This window comes from Sediminicola arcticus (assembly GCF_040566695.1).
GTDB lineage: Bacteria > Bacteroidota > Bacteroidia > Flavobacteriales > Flavobacteriaceae > Sediminicola > Sediminicola arcticus.
Window position 1 is genome coordinate 526,712 of sequence record NZ_JBEXAE010000003.1, and the last position, 16,823, is coordinate 543,534.

19 protein-coding genes are annotated in these 16,823 nt (G+C 33.2%); 4 read left to right on the forward strand and 15 right to left on the reverse strand.

What is annotated here, in order from left to right:
* Positions 1–14 precede the first annotated feature (14 nt).
* From ABXZ36_RS09075 to ABXZ36_RS09130, 12 genes are all read right to left on the reverse strand, one after another.
* Positions 15–1,016, reverse strand: coding sequence for an NADP-dependent oxidoreductase (locus ABXZ36_RS09075; protein WP_354615190.1), 1,002 nt, complete (start codon positions 1,014–1,016; stop codon positions 15–17).
* Between the two features lie 36 nt (positions 1,017–1,052).
* Complete coding sequence (locus ABXZ36_RS09080) at positions 1,053–2,036, reverse strand: NADP-dependent oxidoreductase (protein ID WP_354615191.1); 984 nt, start codon at positions 2,034–2,036, stop codon at positions 1,053–1,055.
* Between the two features lie 83 nt (positions 2,037–2,119).
* Positions 2,120–2,695 (reverse strand): Crp/Fnr family transcriptional regulator, encoded by a 576-nt coding sequence (locus ABXZ36_RS09085; RefSeq protein WP_354615192.1) that lies wholly within the window; start codon positions 2,693–2,695, stop codon positions 2,120–2,122.
* A 169-nt stretch (positions 2,696–2,864) separates the two neighbouring features.
* Positions 2,865–3,317 (reverse strand): hypothetical protein, encoded by a 453-nt coding sequence (locus ABXZ36_RS09090; protein ID WP_354615193.1) that lies wholly within the window; start codon positions 3,315–3,317, stop codon positions 2,865–2,867.
* Between the two features lie 155 nt (positions 3,318–3,472).
* Positions 3,473–4,180: a PA3715 family protein gene (locus ABXZ36_RS09095; protein WP_354615194.1), complete on the reverse strand. Its 708-nt coding sequence runs from the start codon at positions 4,178–4,180 to the stop codon at positions 3,473–3,475.
* Positions 4,181–4,394: 214 nt separating this feature from the next.
* On the reverse strand, positions 4,395–4,826 hold the full coding sequence (locus tag ABXZ36_RS09100) for a hypothetical protein (protein ID WP_354615195.1): 432 nt from the start codon (positions 4,824–4,826) through the stop codon (positions 4,395–4,397).
* Positions 4,827–5,309: a hypothetical protein gene (locus tag ABXZ36_RS09105; protein WP_354615196.1), complete on the reverse strand. Its 483-nt coding sequence runs from the start codon at positions 5,307–5,309 to the stop codon at positions 4,827–4,829.
* 169 nt (positions 5,310–5,478) lie between these two features.
* Positions 5,479–6,186 (reverse strand): hypothetical protein, encoded by a 708-nt coding sequence (locus tag ABXZ36_RS09110; RefSeq protein WP_354615197.1) that lies wholly within the window; start codon positions 6,184–6,186, stop codon positions 5,479–5,481.
* Between the two features lie 149 nt (positions 6,187–6,335).
* Complete coding sequence (locus ABXZ36_RS09115; RefSeq protein ID WP_354615198.1) at positions 6,336–7,037, reverse strand: TlpA family protein disulfide reductase; 702 nt, start codon at positions 7,035–7,037, stop codon at positions 6,336–6,338.
* A gap of 207 nt (positions 7,038–7,244) precedes the next feature.
* Complete coding sequence (locus ABXZ36_RS09120; protein WP_354615199.1) at positions 7,245–7,982, reverse strand: DUF6090 family protein; 738 nt, start codon at positions 7,980–7,982, stop codon at positions 7,245–7,247.
* Positions 7,983–8,156: 174 nt separating this feature from the next.
* A complete protein-coding gene (locus ABXZ36_RS09125) occupies positions 8,157–8,519 on the reverse strand; it encodes a hypothetical protein (RefSeq protein ID WP_354615200.1) in 363 nt (120 codons plus the stop codon).
* A 742-nt stretch (positions 8,520–9,261) separates the two neighbouring features.
* On the reverse strand, positions 9,262–9,858 hold the full coding sequence (locus tag ABXZ36_RS09130) for a hypothetical protein (protein ID WP_354615201.1): 597 nt from the start codon (positions 9,856–9,858) through the stop codon (positions 9,262–9,264).
* Between the two features lie 242 nt (positions 9,859–10,100).
* On the opposite strand from ABXZ36_RS09130, the gene ABXZ36_RS09135 reads away from it, so the two are divergent.
* Both ABXZ36_RS09135 and ABXZ36_RS09140 read left to right on the forward strand, forming a co-directional pair.
* Positions 10,101–11,180: a Fic family protein gene (locus ABXZ36_RS09135; protein WP_354615202.1), complete on the forward strand. Its 1,080-nt coding sequence runs from the start codon at positions 10,101–10,103 to the stop codon at positions 11,178–11,180.
* Between the two features lie 313 nt (positions 11,181–11,493).
* On the forward strand, positions 11,494–11,925 hold the full coding sequence (locus ABXZ36_RS09140; RefSeq protein WP_354615203.1) for a transposase: 432 nt from the start codon (positions 11,494–11,496) through the stop codon (positions 11,923–11,925).
* A gap of 282 nt (positions 11,926–12,207) precedes the next feature.
* On the opposite strand, the gene ABXZ36_RS09145 is transcribed toward ABXZ36_RS09140, so the two are convergent.
* From ABXZ36_RS09145 to ABXZ36_RS09155, 3 genes are all read right to left on the reverse strand, one after another.
* Entirely contained in the window at positions 12,208–13,065 is an 858-nt protein-coding gene (locus tag ABXZ36_RS09145) for a universal stress protein (protein WP_354615204.1), read from the reverse strand.
* Positions 13,066–13,073: 8 nt separating this feature from the next.
* Positions 13,074–14,699 carry a BCCT family transporter gene (locus tag ABXZ36_RS09150; RefSeq protein ID WP_354615205.1) on the reverse strand — a complete coding sequence of 542 codons (1,626 nt, stop codon included), beginning with the start codon at positions 14,697–14,699 and terminating at the stop codon, positions 13,074–13,076.
* 66 nt (positions 14,700–14,765) lie between these two features.
* A complete protein-coding gene (locus tag ABXZ36_RS09155) occupies positions 14,766–15,851 on the reverse strand; it encodes a hypothetical protein (protein ID WP_354615206.1) in 1,086 nt (361 codons plus the stop codon).
* A 488-nt stretch (positions 15,852–16,339) separates the two neighbouring features.
* On the opposite strand from ABXZ36_RS09155, the gene ABXZ36_RS09160 reads away from it, so the two are divergent.
* Positions 16,340–16,603, forward strand: coding sequence for a hypothetical protein (locus ABXZ36_RS09160; protein ID WP_354615207.1), 264 nt, complete (start codon positions 16,340–16,342; stop codon positions 16,601–16,603).
* Position 16,604: 1 nt separating this feature from the next.
* Positions 16,605–16,733, forward strand: a complete 129-nt coding sequence (locus ABXZ36_RS09165) for a hypothetical protein (protein WP_354615208.1) — start codon at positions 16,605–16,607, stop codon at positions 16,731–16,733.
* Positions 16,734–16,823: the final 90 nt, after the last annotated feature.

The following is a 16,823-nucleotide window of genomic DNA, read 5'->3' on the forward strand; positions in this document are numbered from 1 at the left end:
ATTCCTAATGTTAGTTATTTCATCTTAATTGTTATTTTTCCTTTTACACGACCAGATTTTTGGTACTGCAAAGCTTCTATTGATTCTGAAAATAGAAATTTCTTATCTATTACAGGTCTAATCAGCTTGGCTTCTGCAAGTTTTGTTATATCAGCCAGTTGCTTTCCATTTGGCTGCATAAGAATCAACTTGTAATAGGCTGATTTATCCTTGATTCTCTTTGTGATTTTTCTTCTTTTTAACGATAATATGAAACGAATGATTCCATTAAGTTTTAGTTCTTTTGCAGTTTCTTTATCAACTTCTCCGTTAAGACTAACCACTTTTCCTCCTTTCTTTATTACGTCAAATGCTTCTAGCGTATAATTTCCACCGAGCGTGTCGTATACAATATCAATATCCTTTACAATATCGAGATAGTTTTCCGTTTTATAATCTATAACTCGATCTGCCCCCAGTTCTTTAACCCAAGAAACATTTTTAGTACTTGTAGTCGTATAGACATATGCTCCTTTACTTTTAGCATATTGAATAGCAAAAGTTCCTATGCCTCCAGATCCCGCATGGATCAATATTTTGTCACCAAATTTTAAATTTGCTTTATCAAAAGATTGTATTGTCGTTAGGCCAACTAAAGGCAAGCTAGATGCTTCATTGAAATCTAAGTTGGCAGGCTTGAGGCTAACTACATTAGCAACAACTGCAATGAATTCCGCAAATGTTCCTGGAGAATCAGAGGGCACTCTGGAGTACACTTCATCTCCAACTTCTAAATGATTTACCTTAATGCCTTTCTCAATTACAACTCCAGAAACATCAAAGCCAATGGGAGCTGGAAAAGTCAGTTTACTTAACTGCTTCATTGCTCCCTCAATAATTTTGTAATCAATGGGATTTATACCCGCAGCATAAACTTCAATTAATACTTGATCATCTGAAATAGTGGGTTTTTCTATTTCGTTAAAATTTAAATTACGTTCAATATTTCCGTATCCTTTTATTTGTAATGCTTTCATTTTATGTTCTTAATTTCATTTAATGTTGTAAGTAGTTTATTTAATCTTTACCACAATTTTTCCTTTTGCTCTTCCTGATGCAAGGTGTATGAATGCTTCGATGCTCTCGGAAAATGGATACACTTTGTCAATGATTGGTTTGATCTTTTCATCTTCAATCATTGATTTAATTTCATTTAAATGTGCGCCATTGGGGTGCATGAAAATGAATTTGTATTCAGCGTCTTTTTCACTACTTGCTTTCGCCAATTCCTCTGGTAATTTATAATCGGCCATACCGAACATTTTAGCACTTGCTTCATCTAAAGGTCCTACAATGCTAACTACTATTCCGCCTTGTTTAACAACCTCAAAAGATTCGAGAGAATAGTTTTGACCAAGTGTATCAAAAACGATATCTACATCTTTAGCTATGCTTTTGTAATCTTCCGTTTTGTAATCAATTACTCTATCTGCACCTAGGGCTTTTACCCATTCTACATTGCTTGTGCTGGTGGTAGTATAAACATAAGCTCCTTTTGCTTTGGCATACTGAATGGCGAAACTTCCGACACCGCCAGAACCAGCATGTATAAGCACTTTATCGTTCTCTTTTATACCTGCGTATTCCAAGGATTGTAAGGCAGTAAGTCCTGCTAATGGTAAACTTGCCGCTTCTTCGAAAGAAATGTTGCCAGGTTTTTTTGAAACTGCAATACTAGTTACAGCAACGAATTCAGCCAACGTGCCCATTTGTTCTTGAGGAACTCTTGAATACACTAAGTCTCCAATTTCAAAATTGCTTACTTCGCTTCCTTTTTCGATTACAACGCCACTTACGTCATAAGCAGAAGTGCTTGGCAATGGGATTGGAAGCATCCCTTGTAGATTTCCAAGGATAATACTCTTGTCTATAGGGTTAATGGCAGCAGCCTTAACTTCAATAAGTAAATCATTTGCTTGAACTGTCGGTTTGCTAACTTCATTAAAGGCTAAACTGTCTTTAATTTCACCGTATTTTATTATTTGTAATGCTTTCATATCTGTATCGATTTCTTTGATTATTAATTTGAAACAAATGTAGCGGGAGCATTCCTAGGAAAAATTACCCTATGGTAAGAAAGCTATTTTTTTGCTTTTTCAACTCTTATACGACTCAAGCTTTGTTGCGTTATACCTAGAAAAGATGCGATATGAAAATTTCGAGTATGCCGCTCTATGTCGGGATATTGCTTTAAAAATAAATCATACCTATCCGGAGCACTTAATTGTAGTTGATTCAAGATGCGCTTATTCAAACTAACAAGGTGACGCTCTAAATTATGTCTTTGGTAAGATTCTAATTCTGGGAAACGTGAATGAATTCCGTCCAGTTCTTTGGTATTGAATTCAATAACTTTCGATTGGGTCAAACATTCTACGGTAAGCGTTGCAAGCTCATCACTATGAATAGCGATGTAATCGCTGATCCACCAGTTTTTAATTGCAAATTGCAAGGTGTGTTCTCTCCCGGTTTCATCTATACAGTAAGATCTTAAACAACCTTCTGTAACAAAGAATGTTTTTTTCACAACTTGTCCTTGGCGGATTAAGACTTCTCCTTTAGGAAGTGCTTTTTCTTTCGAAATGGAAAAAAGATATTCTTCCGCTTCTGAGCTTAGATGTATGCTGCTTTGTATTTTATTGATTAAATCTTTCAATTTTTAATACTATTGGTTCTAATTACCGCCAACGTTGATGTATAAGAATAGTTGCGGGTTTGTATGCGAGGATTTTCCAAAGGAAAATCAGACGTTACAAACACGCAACGACCTTTGATTAAGCACTAAACCGCAATTATTTTTATACGGTGTTGGCACATGGTTTTTTTTATTCAGGAACTTTATGGTAAAAATTAATTAATGATTTTCCGTTTTCATCTATTCTCCAAATCTTTCTGGCAACTCTGGATTCAATTCTCATATTTCCTCCGTTAAAATTCCGGCTCTTAAAAATTATGTCGATTAATTCCATTTTTGAAATTTCAGACCATTCTTTATCCATCCAGCCATGATTCCCACGTTTTACTTTTATTTTTTCATTATCAACTCGAACAGCAGTGAAGGCTCCTGAATCTCCTAAAGCCCAAGGTTTTTCAGTTGGATGAAGATTATGAAATGCGTCGTAAAAACTCAAAATAATTTTGTTTCCCATTGTTGAAACAAAAGATTTAATTTCATCTTTAGTTGTTTTTTCATTCAACGTAATTTCCTTGTTAATTTTTGGACCAAATTCAATTCCTTTCATTTTATCAAGAAATATCTTTATAAAATTCCTTATCATTTGTTTTTTATCGATTCAGTTTTAACTTTGTGCCAACGTCTAGGCTATGATTTCGTTGTGGGAAACGTCGTAGACTTTTCCCACAACGAAATCAGGCCGTTTGATGGTTTCTATTTTAGTTTTTTGCATGATGCCACAATGAATTATTGCCATTGTTACAAAACGTTTTTATATTTACCGTTTTCGTATTTTAAATTTTCAATTTTTTTCGATTTCTCAATTATTTTTTCAGTTCCTTCCATTGATTGTATTTTTATGATTGAGTCAATAATATTTAAATCGTAAAATTCAGATTTTGAATTTAGATTTGGTCGTATAATTAGTCTATGCTCAACAAATTCTCCAATACTCATTCCGTCAGTTTCTCCGTTTAACCTATAAATAGAATAATCCTTTAAAACACATACTAGTTTTTCCCCGTTTCTAATAAATAACGAAAGTTCTGTTGAAGAATAAGGATTAGGTCGGCTACCGCCATTGTATTCAATTAAGACTCCAATAGTTTCAGAATTTTTAGTCAATTGATAGGGTTGATAAACAACTTCTATATTTTCCAATTTAATAGCATCACTATTCCAAGAGTCTTTTTCTGAGAATCGAGATTTAATTTTTCCGTTTTTTCTATTTAAAATCAATAGGTGGCCATTCAGAGTCATATACCCATCTCCTTTATGGGCAATTTCAGGAATGACAATAACTGTTTCAGATTCCGAGATATCTTTTTGTATTATGAATTCCGATAAACAATTTTCTATTTTAATATTCAAATTACTTAAGGCACTTTGAACAAAGTCAATTGACTTTTCTTGAGCACAAGAACTAAACGTATAGGTTGAAATTAAGAATAGTAGCAATTTTTTCATCCAATGTTTTGTAACGCTTCAGCTATGAGTAGTGCGGAGGCAAGGAAACGTTTTTGTTTCTGTCTCCGCACTTAGCAAAAGCTTTTTGTTTTGATTTATATTTTTTCGCCAGAGCAAAATCGAAAAGATTTTGCGGACATAGTAAATATACACAAGCCTTAGTGTAAAAACCTAAACCCCACATTAATTATAGCCATTGTTACCCAACGTTTTTCTACGTTATTTTAGTCCAATATTCGATTAGAATTGTTACAGAAAAACATAAAAATGAAATTCCAAAAGTTGTAATTTGCCAAACAAATTGGCGCCAAGTTTTCTTTCCGATTATTTTGGCTTTATTCCTATCCAGTTTAATGCTTTCTCGATTATCCTTTTCTCTGTTACGCGCTATTTTTGCTGTTAATCTAAAATCTTCTAATCTATTTATTGCAGCCAAAATACCAAGAAATACAGAAACTATAATTAATAAAAGCCCAACCCAAAAGAAGAATTTTTGTGTGCAATCAAATATAATATTTGAGGGCTTTATAAAATCAAACACATATCCAATTAAGGCAACAGAAAGTACAATTACAAAATTGTTGATGAAACTTAATTGGGTGATTCTATAATTTTCCCATTTACCATAAGTTGATTTTTTATCCATTTAGTTTTTAAATAAATCTTTTGGTTTTTCTATTTTATTACCCATGAGTTCAAAAAGATGTAACAACCCTGTCTGCAATTGCTCTGCTTTATCATTATATCCATTTTTCATGCTAATCCTAAACTCGCCTAGAAATTTCTCTTCGTCGCTGTCGTATATTCGGTTTGATTCTGATTTAATATAAATATCTAATGTTTTATTAGTTCTTCCTTTTCCGGATAAGTATATAGATGAAATTGCATCTGGTTTAAATGAAAAATAGTCAAAAGTGTTTTTTTCCATTAAAGGATTCCAGCTTTTTTGAGTAAATAATATAGTTTCACCATAGTTAGGGTCAACTTTAGTTTCTATTTGATATGTGCCCATAATCTGATTATCGCCGTAATTTTCTAGATTCAAATTCAGCCATTCGATGGTTTCTTCTTTAGTTTGCGAAAAAGAAACTTGGAAGATTAATAAAAATATCACTAAAATTTTTTTCATGGATTGATGTTTTTAAAATGTTGGGTAACGGTTAGGCTATGATTCCGTTGTTGAGATTTGATGTTAATCATATCGAGCTTGGATTCTAGCTGGTTTAAAAGTACGAAAACTTTTGAATTGTAGTAAATATGCTAAACAATGGATTATAGGCATTGTTGTGTGCAGTTTTTTATTCTTCTTTTTGATTATTTAAATCATCAAGATTATTTAATTTTTTTATGTCAAAACCGAAATCATTTGCCTTTTCAGCTATCCAAAGCATCGCTTGTTCAATTATTCCTTCAGTTATTTTATTCATCCAAAATGCAGCACCAGTTTTTTCACTTTGGGGAACAAATGAATCATGGTAACCTATTGTTAAGCTTATAGTTTTTTCTTCTTCTGAATTAACTTTTCTTGATGCGAAGAACATATTACTGTCTAAATGAATAAATGAACTTCCTGCATCATATATTTTTGCCACCCATTCGCAACCTTCAATTTGTGAAATTGAATTTTTGAGAAAGTTATCTGATAAGCTTTTCAATTTTCCGTTTTCCGTCCGTTCAGTGGATTTAAGATTATTTATTTTTTTTTGTTCAAAAATCACTTTACTAGCAAATTCGTTAAATTCCAAATTTGAGACGCGGGGAGCATATAGACGTAAATAGGTATCAAGATTAATTCGAACTAATGGAGCTGCTGCGATGAAATTATTTTCTTTAGAAAGTTCAATAAATGCTCTATTTAAATTGATTGTCCTGTTTAATGCTGCAATTAAAAAAAGGTCGAAAGGATAAAAGTTAGGTGTAATAGCATGTAGTTGCTTTCCAAGGTTTTTTGTTGCACTACTTAGCTTTTGCAATTCTTCAAGATTTTGTGCTTGTTCTTTATCCATATTAAGATTATTCAAAATGCACACAACGTTGATGTGTAAGATTAGTTGCGTATTTAAGGACCTAATTTAGCAAATACAAACCAAATAGAAAATCCGCGAGGATTTTCGTAAGTAGGCTAGAACTAGCAATAAATTATATGCGTTGTTGACTAAAGTAAATTATTCAAAATACGTTCAAATTCATCTACATTTCCATTAAGTCCATTTTCCACTATTCGTACTTTTCCGTTCGAATCAATAAATACATTTTTCGGAAATGCTTTAACACCAACCCTGTCAAGGTAATCTTGTGCGTTAACAATATGAATAAAATCAAAGCTATTTTTATCAATGAATCTATCGACAACATTTTTTTTATCAAATGTTATCGTTATAAAATTCACCTTGGATTTATACTTTTCTTTTAATTTATTTAATTCTGGAATTTCTTCAACGCAAGGCTTACAGGAAGTAAACCAAAAATTTATTAGACTTGGTTTCCCTAAAAGATTTGATTTATTAAATAAAACATTATCAATAGTATTTAATTCAAAATCTGGCAGGTCTTTCCCTATAAGTTCGTAAATTTTATCACGATCAGAGGATGAAATAATATAATTTTCTCCAATTCTGACATCGAGTCCAAAAGGTTGAATTAAAGAATCCTTAGATGAATGTTTTTCTTTTAAACTATAATTAATTTTTAAGGCTATAGAATCATTTCCATATTTTTCAGCAATTTTTTGTCCCAAACTATAATATTCTAATTCTGTGAAAATTTCTCCCGAATTAATGTTTTTATAATAAGTTGTTTTCCCTTTACTACAAGAAAATAAGGTAATTAATACTAGTATGTAAATTGTCTTTCTCATTTATTTTTGCCAACGGTTTAGCTATGAACAGTACGGGAGCAAACTAGCGTTTGCTTTCGGCCACGCACATAGCGAAAACTTTTTGTTTTTCTTTTCCTTGTCAAAGCAAAATCGAAAAGATTTTGCGGTCTCTATAAAAATACGCAACCCCTTCGATTAAGCCAGAAGCCCATATTGTTTATAGGTTTTGTTGTGCTTTCGGTATTTTTAATCAGCTATTTCTATTTTTTCTAATAATATAGATGCTGATTTTTTATATTCCCTTAATAATGGTAGAAAATTTTCAATCGCAATCATTCTATACGTGACAACCTTATTTTTGAAAATTCCATTTTTTGCAAGAAATTCTATCGTTCCTGGATTGTATTTGATATTCATATAGTCAGGGTACCAAGGGAATTGCTCAAAATATTTTATGTTATTAAATGACTCTTCCTTTAATTTGTCAAGTACCATATTTAAAGGTTCCGCAATTTTATAGAATTGAATAATTTCATTTGTAAGGTCTTTATTTCCGCTTGTGTTAAAGTCATTATATGTTTTAATTAATCCTATACCTTTATCTTGGATTTCAAAGGAAATAAAATTATTTATATCTCTTTTGCTCGGAATAAAATCCGAATAATTATTAGCATTAATTGAATCCAAGGGAATACTTGAATACTCTACAATAATCATTTTTTCAAGTCTTAATTCTAACTGTTCATATTGTTTTATAACATAATCTATATTTGAGAGGTCAGACTTTAGGTTTGATTCAACTTCATTGTAAATATTATTAAGTTGATTTTCACTTTTTTTATTTTCATTCCAATTATTAATTGACAATGCTATCAAAATTCCAATCACGACAAGAATAATTTCTCCAATCGCATATAGTAGATACTTGCTGAATTTGTTTTCAGTCAACATTTTTTGTCTAATTTTTCTAAAGAATTTTATCATTGGTTAGCGGTTTCTGGTAATGAAGCACAACGTTTATGTATAAGAATAGTTGCGGGTTTGTATGCGAGGATTTTCCGAAGGAAAATAAGACGTTACAAACACGCAACGACCTTTGATTAAGCACTAAACCGCAATTGTTTTTATACGATGTTGTAAGTAGTTTTTTTATTCAAATTACATTGCTCCAATCACAAATGGAACTTTAGAATTTTCAGAATAATCTCTTGAAAAACCAGAATTTTTAGCTTTTAAAATCACTCCCGAACTTTTTGCTATTCCTTTAAAACCATCGTTACAATCTACTTCCAAATTCAAGTTTTTGATTTTTCCATTTTCGGAAAATTCGGTTTTTGAAAAGTCAACAGTTATGTTCCTTTCTGCTTTAAATTCAGATGCGATTTTCGCTAATTCAATTTCGGTAGTATTTTCCGTAATTATTAAGAACACTTTCTCAGAGTCGGTTGAATATTTTGTTTCGGATTCCTTTGAACAGCTTATTATTAAAATTCCGATTAGCACTAAAATTATTTTTTTCATTATTTAAATTTATCTGTTAGTTGTTAATTTCTTCTTTTTGTCACGATTTTCGTCAAATTACTTACAACAATTGTATAATGAACATATGTTCATTATACATCTCAATATAGGATATATATAACATATGTTATATATATCTTTTATGAAAATTTTTAAAATCCTAAGCGCTTTGAGTTTTTTAAATGTAATTATAGCCACGAGCGGTAATTGGTGAATAATTTTTAATCAATAGAAAGGATTGCATTAAACCCTTTATCAATAAATCACGAAATATGTTACCCCACAACAAAAAAGCCAACTCCTAAGAGTCGGCTTTTCCTTTTAGTACATGCGGAGAGACTCGAACTATTAAACCTCGTGGCACCAGATCCTAAGTCTATAAAACGTATTCAAATTATTTCCTAAATTAAATTACTCATGAAAACATACGTAATTCTAAGGAAGAGCAGTTTCAAACTCCTTTTTTAATAGAATTATTCGTGAACCTATTGGGTTATCAGAACATGACTTTTCTTTACTGTATCTATGTTTGTAAATAGATAACGTCCTAACCAATATCCAGCTTAAAATTAAAGAGGATTAAAGAAGATTTAATGCTCAATTTATCAAGAAGTGCTCTATTCGGTGAGTAGCTTCACCTTGAAACTCCAAAACAGCACATTTTAAGGGAAATAAAATGTTAGGTTGTGGAGCTGTGTTCTCACATCTAGGTGTCTTATTTTTAAACAGCGACTTAAGCTACTTACTGTTTCCCCTTTAATCCAAGCCTTCGCTTCATTTGGTGTTCATATAAATTATATTGTTCGCCCAAGCCTATTTCTCCCATTTCTAAGGCCTTATGCTTTCTATAGTGCCAATAAGCATTATAAAACCCTCCTTTTAGAATTATTTCAATGTGCTGCGTATTTCCTTCGAAGGTATGCCTGATATCAGTGACATAAAAGAAATCGGTCCCCATTTTAGCCGTAAAGAATGGCAACCGGATATTCTCGCCAATTCTAGGAATATAAGTTAAGTTGGAACATTTAAAATATCCATAGGTTTTGAAGTATTCTACATTAAAGTTAATGACCACGTTTTTAAAGTCTAAAAACCCATCAAATAATTCCAGGTAAATGGTTTCCAATTGCCTTCTGGTTCGATAGGTCCCAAGACCAGTTGCCTCCTCGATCTGCTTCAAGGTCGGGAATGGCAGGTCATCATCATTGTAATAATCCTTGGCCATTAAAAAATCCAAAAGATCTTTATATTCATCGTTGCCCCCATACTTTTTAAATACCTGTTCCCTAATAGAAAGCAGATCAATGAGTATCTGTTTTACTGAAATTTTATTCTCCATACCATGAGTATTTAAGTAGTGAAATAATTTACAGTAATTTATAAAAAAGCCGAGAGATGTATTTTAGTACTAGAATTATATTAACATAGAACATATCTGAACCAATGTACTATTTACCCTTATTATATAAACGAGAGTAATTTATGCAAATATTTACCTTTATTTAAAAAATAAGGGTAATTTATTTATATATTTACCCTCATACTTAAAACGAGTGTAAATTTAACCCTCATCAAGTAGCCATGTTCGACAAAGAAAAACCATATAACGATTTACCATTGCTCCCTCCTATCGGAGATATTGAAACCACGACCATTTTGCGAAAAACCATTACAGCTAGTAGGGCCTTGTCTAAGTTGAACGGAGCAATCACAAATTTACCGAACCCTCAGTTATTTTTAGACACCATTCATTTACAAGAAGCAAAAGCAAGTTCAGAAATTGAAAATATCATAACAACCAATGATGACCTATACCAAGCCATAGTAGCCGATAAAAAATTTGATAACCCGGCAGCCAAAGAAGTTATAAGCTATAAAGAAGCACTATGGCATGGATTGGAACACTTGGAAAAAAAGCCCTTTATAACCACAAATTTATGTATTGAGATCGTCCAGAGAATCAAACAAAACACTTCTGGAATAAGAACAACACCAGGTACTACATTATCCACTAACAAAGGAGAAACAATTTACACACCCCCTTCCGGCGAATCCATTATAAGGGATAAAATGTCCAACCTTGAAACATTTGTGAACGGACCAAGTCCTCTGGATCCGTTGATAAAAATGGCCTTAATGCACTATCAATTTGAAGCCATCCATCCCTTTGCAGATGGAAACGGTAGAACAGGTAGGATTCTATTGTTGTTATATCTCAAGTTGGAAAAACTATTGGATGTCCCTGCTATCTATCTAAGCGATTATATCATCCATAATAAAGCGGCATATTATGCGAAATTGAGACTGGTTACAGAAAGAGAGGAATGGGAAGGATGGATATTGTTTATGTTGGACATGATAGAAACCACTGCAATAAAAGGCCTTCTTAGTCTTGGAAATATTATCGATCTCATGGATAACATGACCGAGGAAGTAAAAAACAAGTTGCCTAAAGCATATTCCAAGGAGCTGATAGAAATACTATTCCGATTACCCTATATAAAGAGACAACATTTAATTAACGGGAATCTAGGAACCCCAAAAACCGTAGGGAACTATTTAAGGGATCTTGAAAGGGAAGGATTCCTAAAATCTGTAAAAGTGGGTAAGGAAAAATTATATCTCAATTATCAGCTGATGGAGATATTGGAAAAACAGTAAAGAGATCCATTCGGTGCGTAATTCGGTGCGTATTTCACTAATAAAAATCACAATATATTAATTATCAGTTACTTAAATTGAAAATTATGGAGCCTCTTTCTCCGCTTAAATTTGATGCTATTTGGTGTCAATTGTTATCAAAAGCCTGTGAATTATATTTTCACAGGCTTTTTTCATTTTCTCCGATACCAAATAAATGCATATAATATCAAATAAAAAGGACTGAATTCGGTGAGTAGTTTCAAATGGAAACACCAATGCAGCACATTTTAATATAAAAAACATGAAAGGTTGGAGAGTGTCTTGATCATCAATGGAAGAATTGGTAAGGGCAAATGAACAAGACCTGTATTCACGGTTGAATACCATACCTGGAATAGGAAAGAAAACAGCTATGATTTTAATTGTATATAACAACGGTTTTCGCGATTTTGAGAGTGCAGCTCAGGTATGCTCATTTTTTGGATTGGCACCTAACGAAAGAAGCTCGGGCAGCAGCACACGGGGTAAATCCCGAATTAGCAAAATAGGTGATCCCTTGCTTCGAAATCATCTATTTCTATGCAGTTTTACAACCTGTATTCATAATCCTCAATGCAAGGCACTATTCGATAGAATAGTTATAAAAGGGAAAAGCAAAAAACTAGCTTTGATCGCGGTTTGTAATAAACTTATAAAACAAGCTTATGGAATATCCAAATCAGGATTAAATTATGATAGAAATTATGTCGGTAGAATAAGCTGAATTTATTTGATTTTTAGCTCAGTTCTTTGTTAGCATTAGTTTTTATATTCTATTATTTTTTCTTCATATTTAATTACGCGTCTTCTTATTAAACCTGTAACAGAGTCAATTTTAATTTTATTCTATAGTTTACGTAAGTAGTATCTCTTGTTCCAAAAATTAATTTTTCCTTTTTGCAAAGTATTTTGTCAATTCCACCAACCTTTTTATATATTTTTTATTTCTTCTTTTCGGTTTTAGTCCTAAAGTTTCTGAATTCTCAACGCAATATTTTTCAGATTTCTACTTTACGATCCATAAAGGCACTTCCATATCCTGATTAAAAAGCTCCTCGGTAACGCTTCCCACAAGTAAGGATGAGAAGGTATTTCTACCTTTGTCTGCAACAATAATGAGGTCTACCTTGGAAGTTTGGGCTTTGGTACGCAGTCTATCTGCAACCCCGCTATCTCTTCCCGGAATAATTTCAGTGGCTAATTCGCCTTTGTATCCAAGCTTTTTTATGAATTTCTCATATTTTTCCTTTAAATGAGCTTCTATCTTCAGATCGAGATGTTCTTTTGGAATGTAAGGAGAGAATTGAACCGGTACATTGTATACATGCACCGCTTTTACTTTAGCCGCTGTGGTTCTCTGTAAATTTTCAGCAACTTCAAAAACCTTTTTGGAGGCACTAGAGAAATCTGTTCCCGCCCAAATATTGGTAATAATCGGTTTCGCATTTTTAGGGATAGATAAAATATTGCATTTAAGCATACGTAGTAATTTTCCGCTAACGACTCCGGTACCATTTGACTTGTTTTTATTTCCGATTAAAGCGAGCTGAATCTCATATTTGTTGACAATATAATTGATGAGGGATTCAGTATAAGGATCTTCTGAAATAAGCACTTCCCATTCTGCTGAAGATGTGAATTTTTCTTCTACCTTTTCATTTAACTCATCCCCAATTATATCGTCAAGGTTAAGATCCCTTAACTGTTCTTCAAATAATTCTGAGATCTCATATTTTTTGATATTATGGACAAAGTACACTTTTTTAACCTTTAGGGTTTCTGCAATAAATGATGCATACTCAATTAAGGTGCTATCAATATCTGAAAGGTCTAAGGCGACTAGGATGTTTTTTATTTCAGTCATTATTAGAATTATTTAATGTTGTTTTGCTGATCAATATTTCGTTTTTTAACGATGGCAGAAACAATTTCCTCGTAATTTTCAAGTTCTTTTTGGGATTTCCGGTTCTTTAGTTTCTTCAGGTCTTCACTTAAACCTTTGTAAAGTGAAAAGCACATAATTATTAAAATCACGGCAAAGGGCAACCCTGTTACTATAGTGGCTGTTTGAAGTGCCTGTAATCCGCCGCCTATTAAAAGAACAGCAGCAACACTACCTTCAACAATGGCCCAAAAGATTCTTTGGCCTACAGGCGCATCTATTTTACCTCCAGAGGTTAAATTATCTACCACCAAAGATCCGGAATCTGAAGAGGTAACAAAGAATCCTGCAATTAAAATTATGGCAATAATGTTAAGAATAAATGCTAAAGGATAATCTTCCAAAAACACAAACAGGGCAGTGGCAACATTATCATTCACGGCATTTACAATAGTATCGTCTCCAAGAAGTGCCAGATGTACCGCTGTGCTTCCAAAAGCTGAGATCCAGAAAAAAGTTACAATGGAAGGTACTAATAAAACTCCCAAAATAAACTCACGCAATGTGCGCCCTTTGGAAATACGGGCAATAAACATTCCTACAAAAGGTGACCAAGCAATCCACCATCCCCAGTAAAAAACTGTCCAGGCATTTTGCCAATTGGAACCGGTGTAACTTTCTGTCCAGGTTGAAACTTGAAGAAAACCGGATAAATAATTCCCTGTATTTTGCACGAAGGATTTAAAAATAAAGATCGTTGGTCCTAATATCAACACTATAAGAAGAAAAAACACCGCTATTCTCATATTCCATTCACTCAAAACCCTTACTCCTTTATCTACTCCCAAAACAACTGAAACGGTAGCAATTGCGGTTATTCCGGCAATTAAAAAAATTTGAGTTTGTACACCGCTATCTATTCCAAAGAGGTGATTTAATCCTGCTGCAATTTGTTGAACGCCCATTCCTAAAGAAGTGGCAAGACCAAATAAAGTGGCAAGGACAGCGAAGATATCTATGGCATCTCCAATTTTTCCGTATATTTTATCTCCTAAAAAAGGATAAAAGATCGATCTGATGGTAAGTGGAAGTCCGCGGGAATAAGTGAAATACGCCAGGGATAATCCTACCAATGCATAAACTGCCCAAGCGTGAAAACCCCAGTGTAAGAAGGTAAATTTCATAGCTTCCTTGGCTGCTTCGGCAGTTCCGCCTTCTGCCATTGGGGGACTCAGAAAATGATAAATTGGTTCTGAAATACTCCAAAACAACAATCCAATTCCCATTCCCGCACTAAATAGCATCGCGAACCAGGACATGGTTTTAAATTCGGGTTTCGCATTTTGTCCTCCAATCCTTAACTGCCCAAATTGACTAAAGGCCAGATAAATCATAAATATTAGAAAAACATTTACGCTTAATACAAAAAACCAACCCGCCTTGTTTGCGACAAAATCCTGGGTTGCAGTAAAATATTGTTCTGCCCTGTCTTTAAACATCAGGGTTAGTGTTATTATTATGATGATGATGATCGCTGAGGTGAAAAACACGGGACCATTCACTTCTAATCCAAAAATGGATTTTCTCTCATCACTTCTTATAATCTTCTTAGCCATAAAGCTTGTTGTTTATTGATGTAATTTAATTTCTCTGAGAGTGTGAAACCCTCCTATATATAAACCCTAAAAATAGTAGCCGATATTAATGTTAAACCTTGCTTCCCATTTGGCATCCGGATTCCCTTTGGCGAAATCGTCTACGAAATTTCCGCCTAACCAAGAATGATTGTATCCCGCGGCATAATCTATATACGTATATACACTTCCGGCAGAGACTAAAACTCCGGTTACATTCATATAAGAATCGGTAAATCCTGAAGCTTTTTTCTGCATAAAAGCAAAATCATTATAAAACTGCAAATTTGTAACAGGTCCCCATTCTACGGGAACATTTCTGGAGATCGCCAAAGAATACATATTAAAATCGGCAGCAACTTCATAAGGAGCTCCATAGGCAGCCATCGTAACTACATCTGTAGGTTCTCCTTCAGCATTCTCCGGGTTATGGAAAGCAGTAATAAATTGTGCTTTTCCATTCCATTTCCCTTTGGTTATTTCGTAATGAGCGGCAAAAGCACTGTGATCACCCATTTCTTCGGTGTCAAGATTATATAGGCCGCCATATTCCAAAGAAACACCCAGTCTACTTGCAGATTCTTTTCCAAATTTGTAGATAAATTTTCCGTTGAATTGATTTACTTCTTTATTTCTGCCTACGACGTCATAAGAATATCGGTTTGGAGAAGTTTCAGTATTGTTCCCAAATTTCAATTCTTCCGCATTTTTGAAGATCGCCAGTTGATATTCAAATTTTTCTCCTGTATGCAAGTATTTCACACCCATATCATGGTCATCTTCAAGTCCTACATAATAAGTCAGGTTGAAAAACCAGTTGTGAGAGTTGTATTGTTGAATTCCAAAAGGAACCTGAGTTAAACCAATATGAATTTGATTCAGTTCATTGAAATTGTAACCTACCCAACCTTGCTTTAGGAATCCACCTCCAAAACCTTCCGAATACAATCTGTATTCGGCATTAAGAAATATTCCTTTATAAGCAGCTTCGGCATTTATTCTGAACATATCATATCCAAAATCTCCACCGCGTTTTTTCTGACCATCTTTCCAGGAGGATATATTATAGTTGAAACGCAATGCACCGCCAATTTTGAGTTCCGGTTTTTCCTGAGCCATTATGGGAAATGCCATGTGCAAAGCTAAGATCGCAAGGCAAAAGGTTTTCGAGAATTGTAAATGTGTAGTTTTTTCAAGCATAGCTAGTGATTGAAGTAAAATGTTTCAGGAAATTAATAAATAATTGTTATTACATAAGTCCTATAACGACTGGATTATGAGTTGCATTGTGATTTAATGCGGTTTCAGTTCGCTAACCAAACAAGCCAAATCTATAACCAATTCAAATAGTCAAATCGTAGATTTGGCGGAGATGATTAGTACTACAATTAACATATGAAACAGTTATAACTTATAGCCTTCCTAAGTTTGAATTCTATTAATTTACAATTGTTAAATAAAAGAACAAAAGAGCAGATTAAGGTTATAATAGCCGTAGGAACTTCCGATTCCGTCAACAATGAAAATCCCTGCTCTTTTTCTAATCAAATACGATTAGGTCTTTAGAACCTGTTTCTAGGATGATGTATTGCATTAATCTTGTTCTTTAAAAAATTCTTACTATGAATAAAAGTACAATTTTTATTGATATAGATATCTCTAAAGACACTTTCGATATCTATGATGCTATGGATGGTCATTTTCAGTTCAAGAATGACATGAAGGGTTTCACTTTATTTAAGAAGAGATTATCATCTGTTCATTGGTGTGTTATGGAAGCCACAGGGAGTTATCATCAATGTTTGGCTATATACCTTTATGAGCAAGGAATACAGGTTAAGGTTATGAATCCGAAATATCTATACCGGAAAAACACAAAATCATAAAATGGTTTTAAAGGAGTTCCAAAATCACAATGACAAAATTGAAAATTTAGTGGGCAAAGATTTTGCTCCTGGAACTGCAGAGCGCTACAACTGCTACTATTTGGTGGTTTATTATCAAAAATTGACGTAGATAAATTACAATTAAATCCTAAAATTATTAATAGCTATAAGGACAAATCAAGAATGCTGAATTGTCGTTTCTATATTGATATTTAAGAAC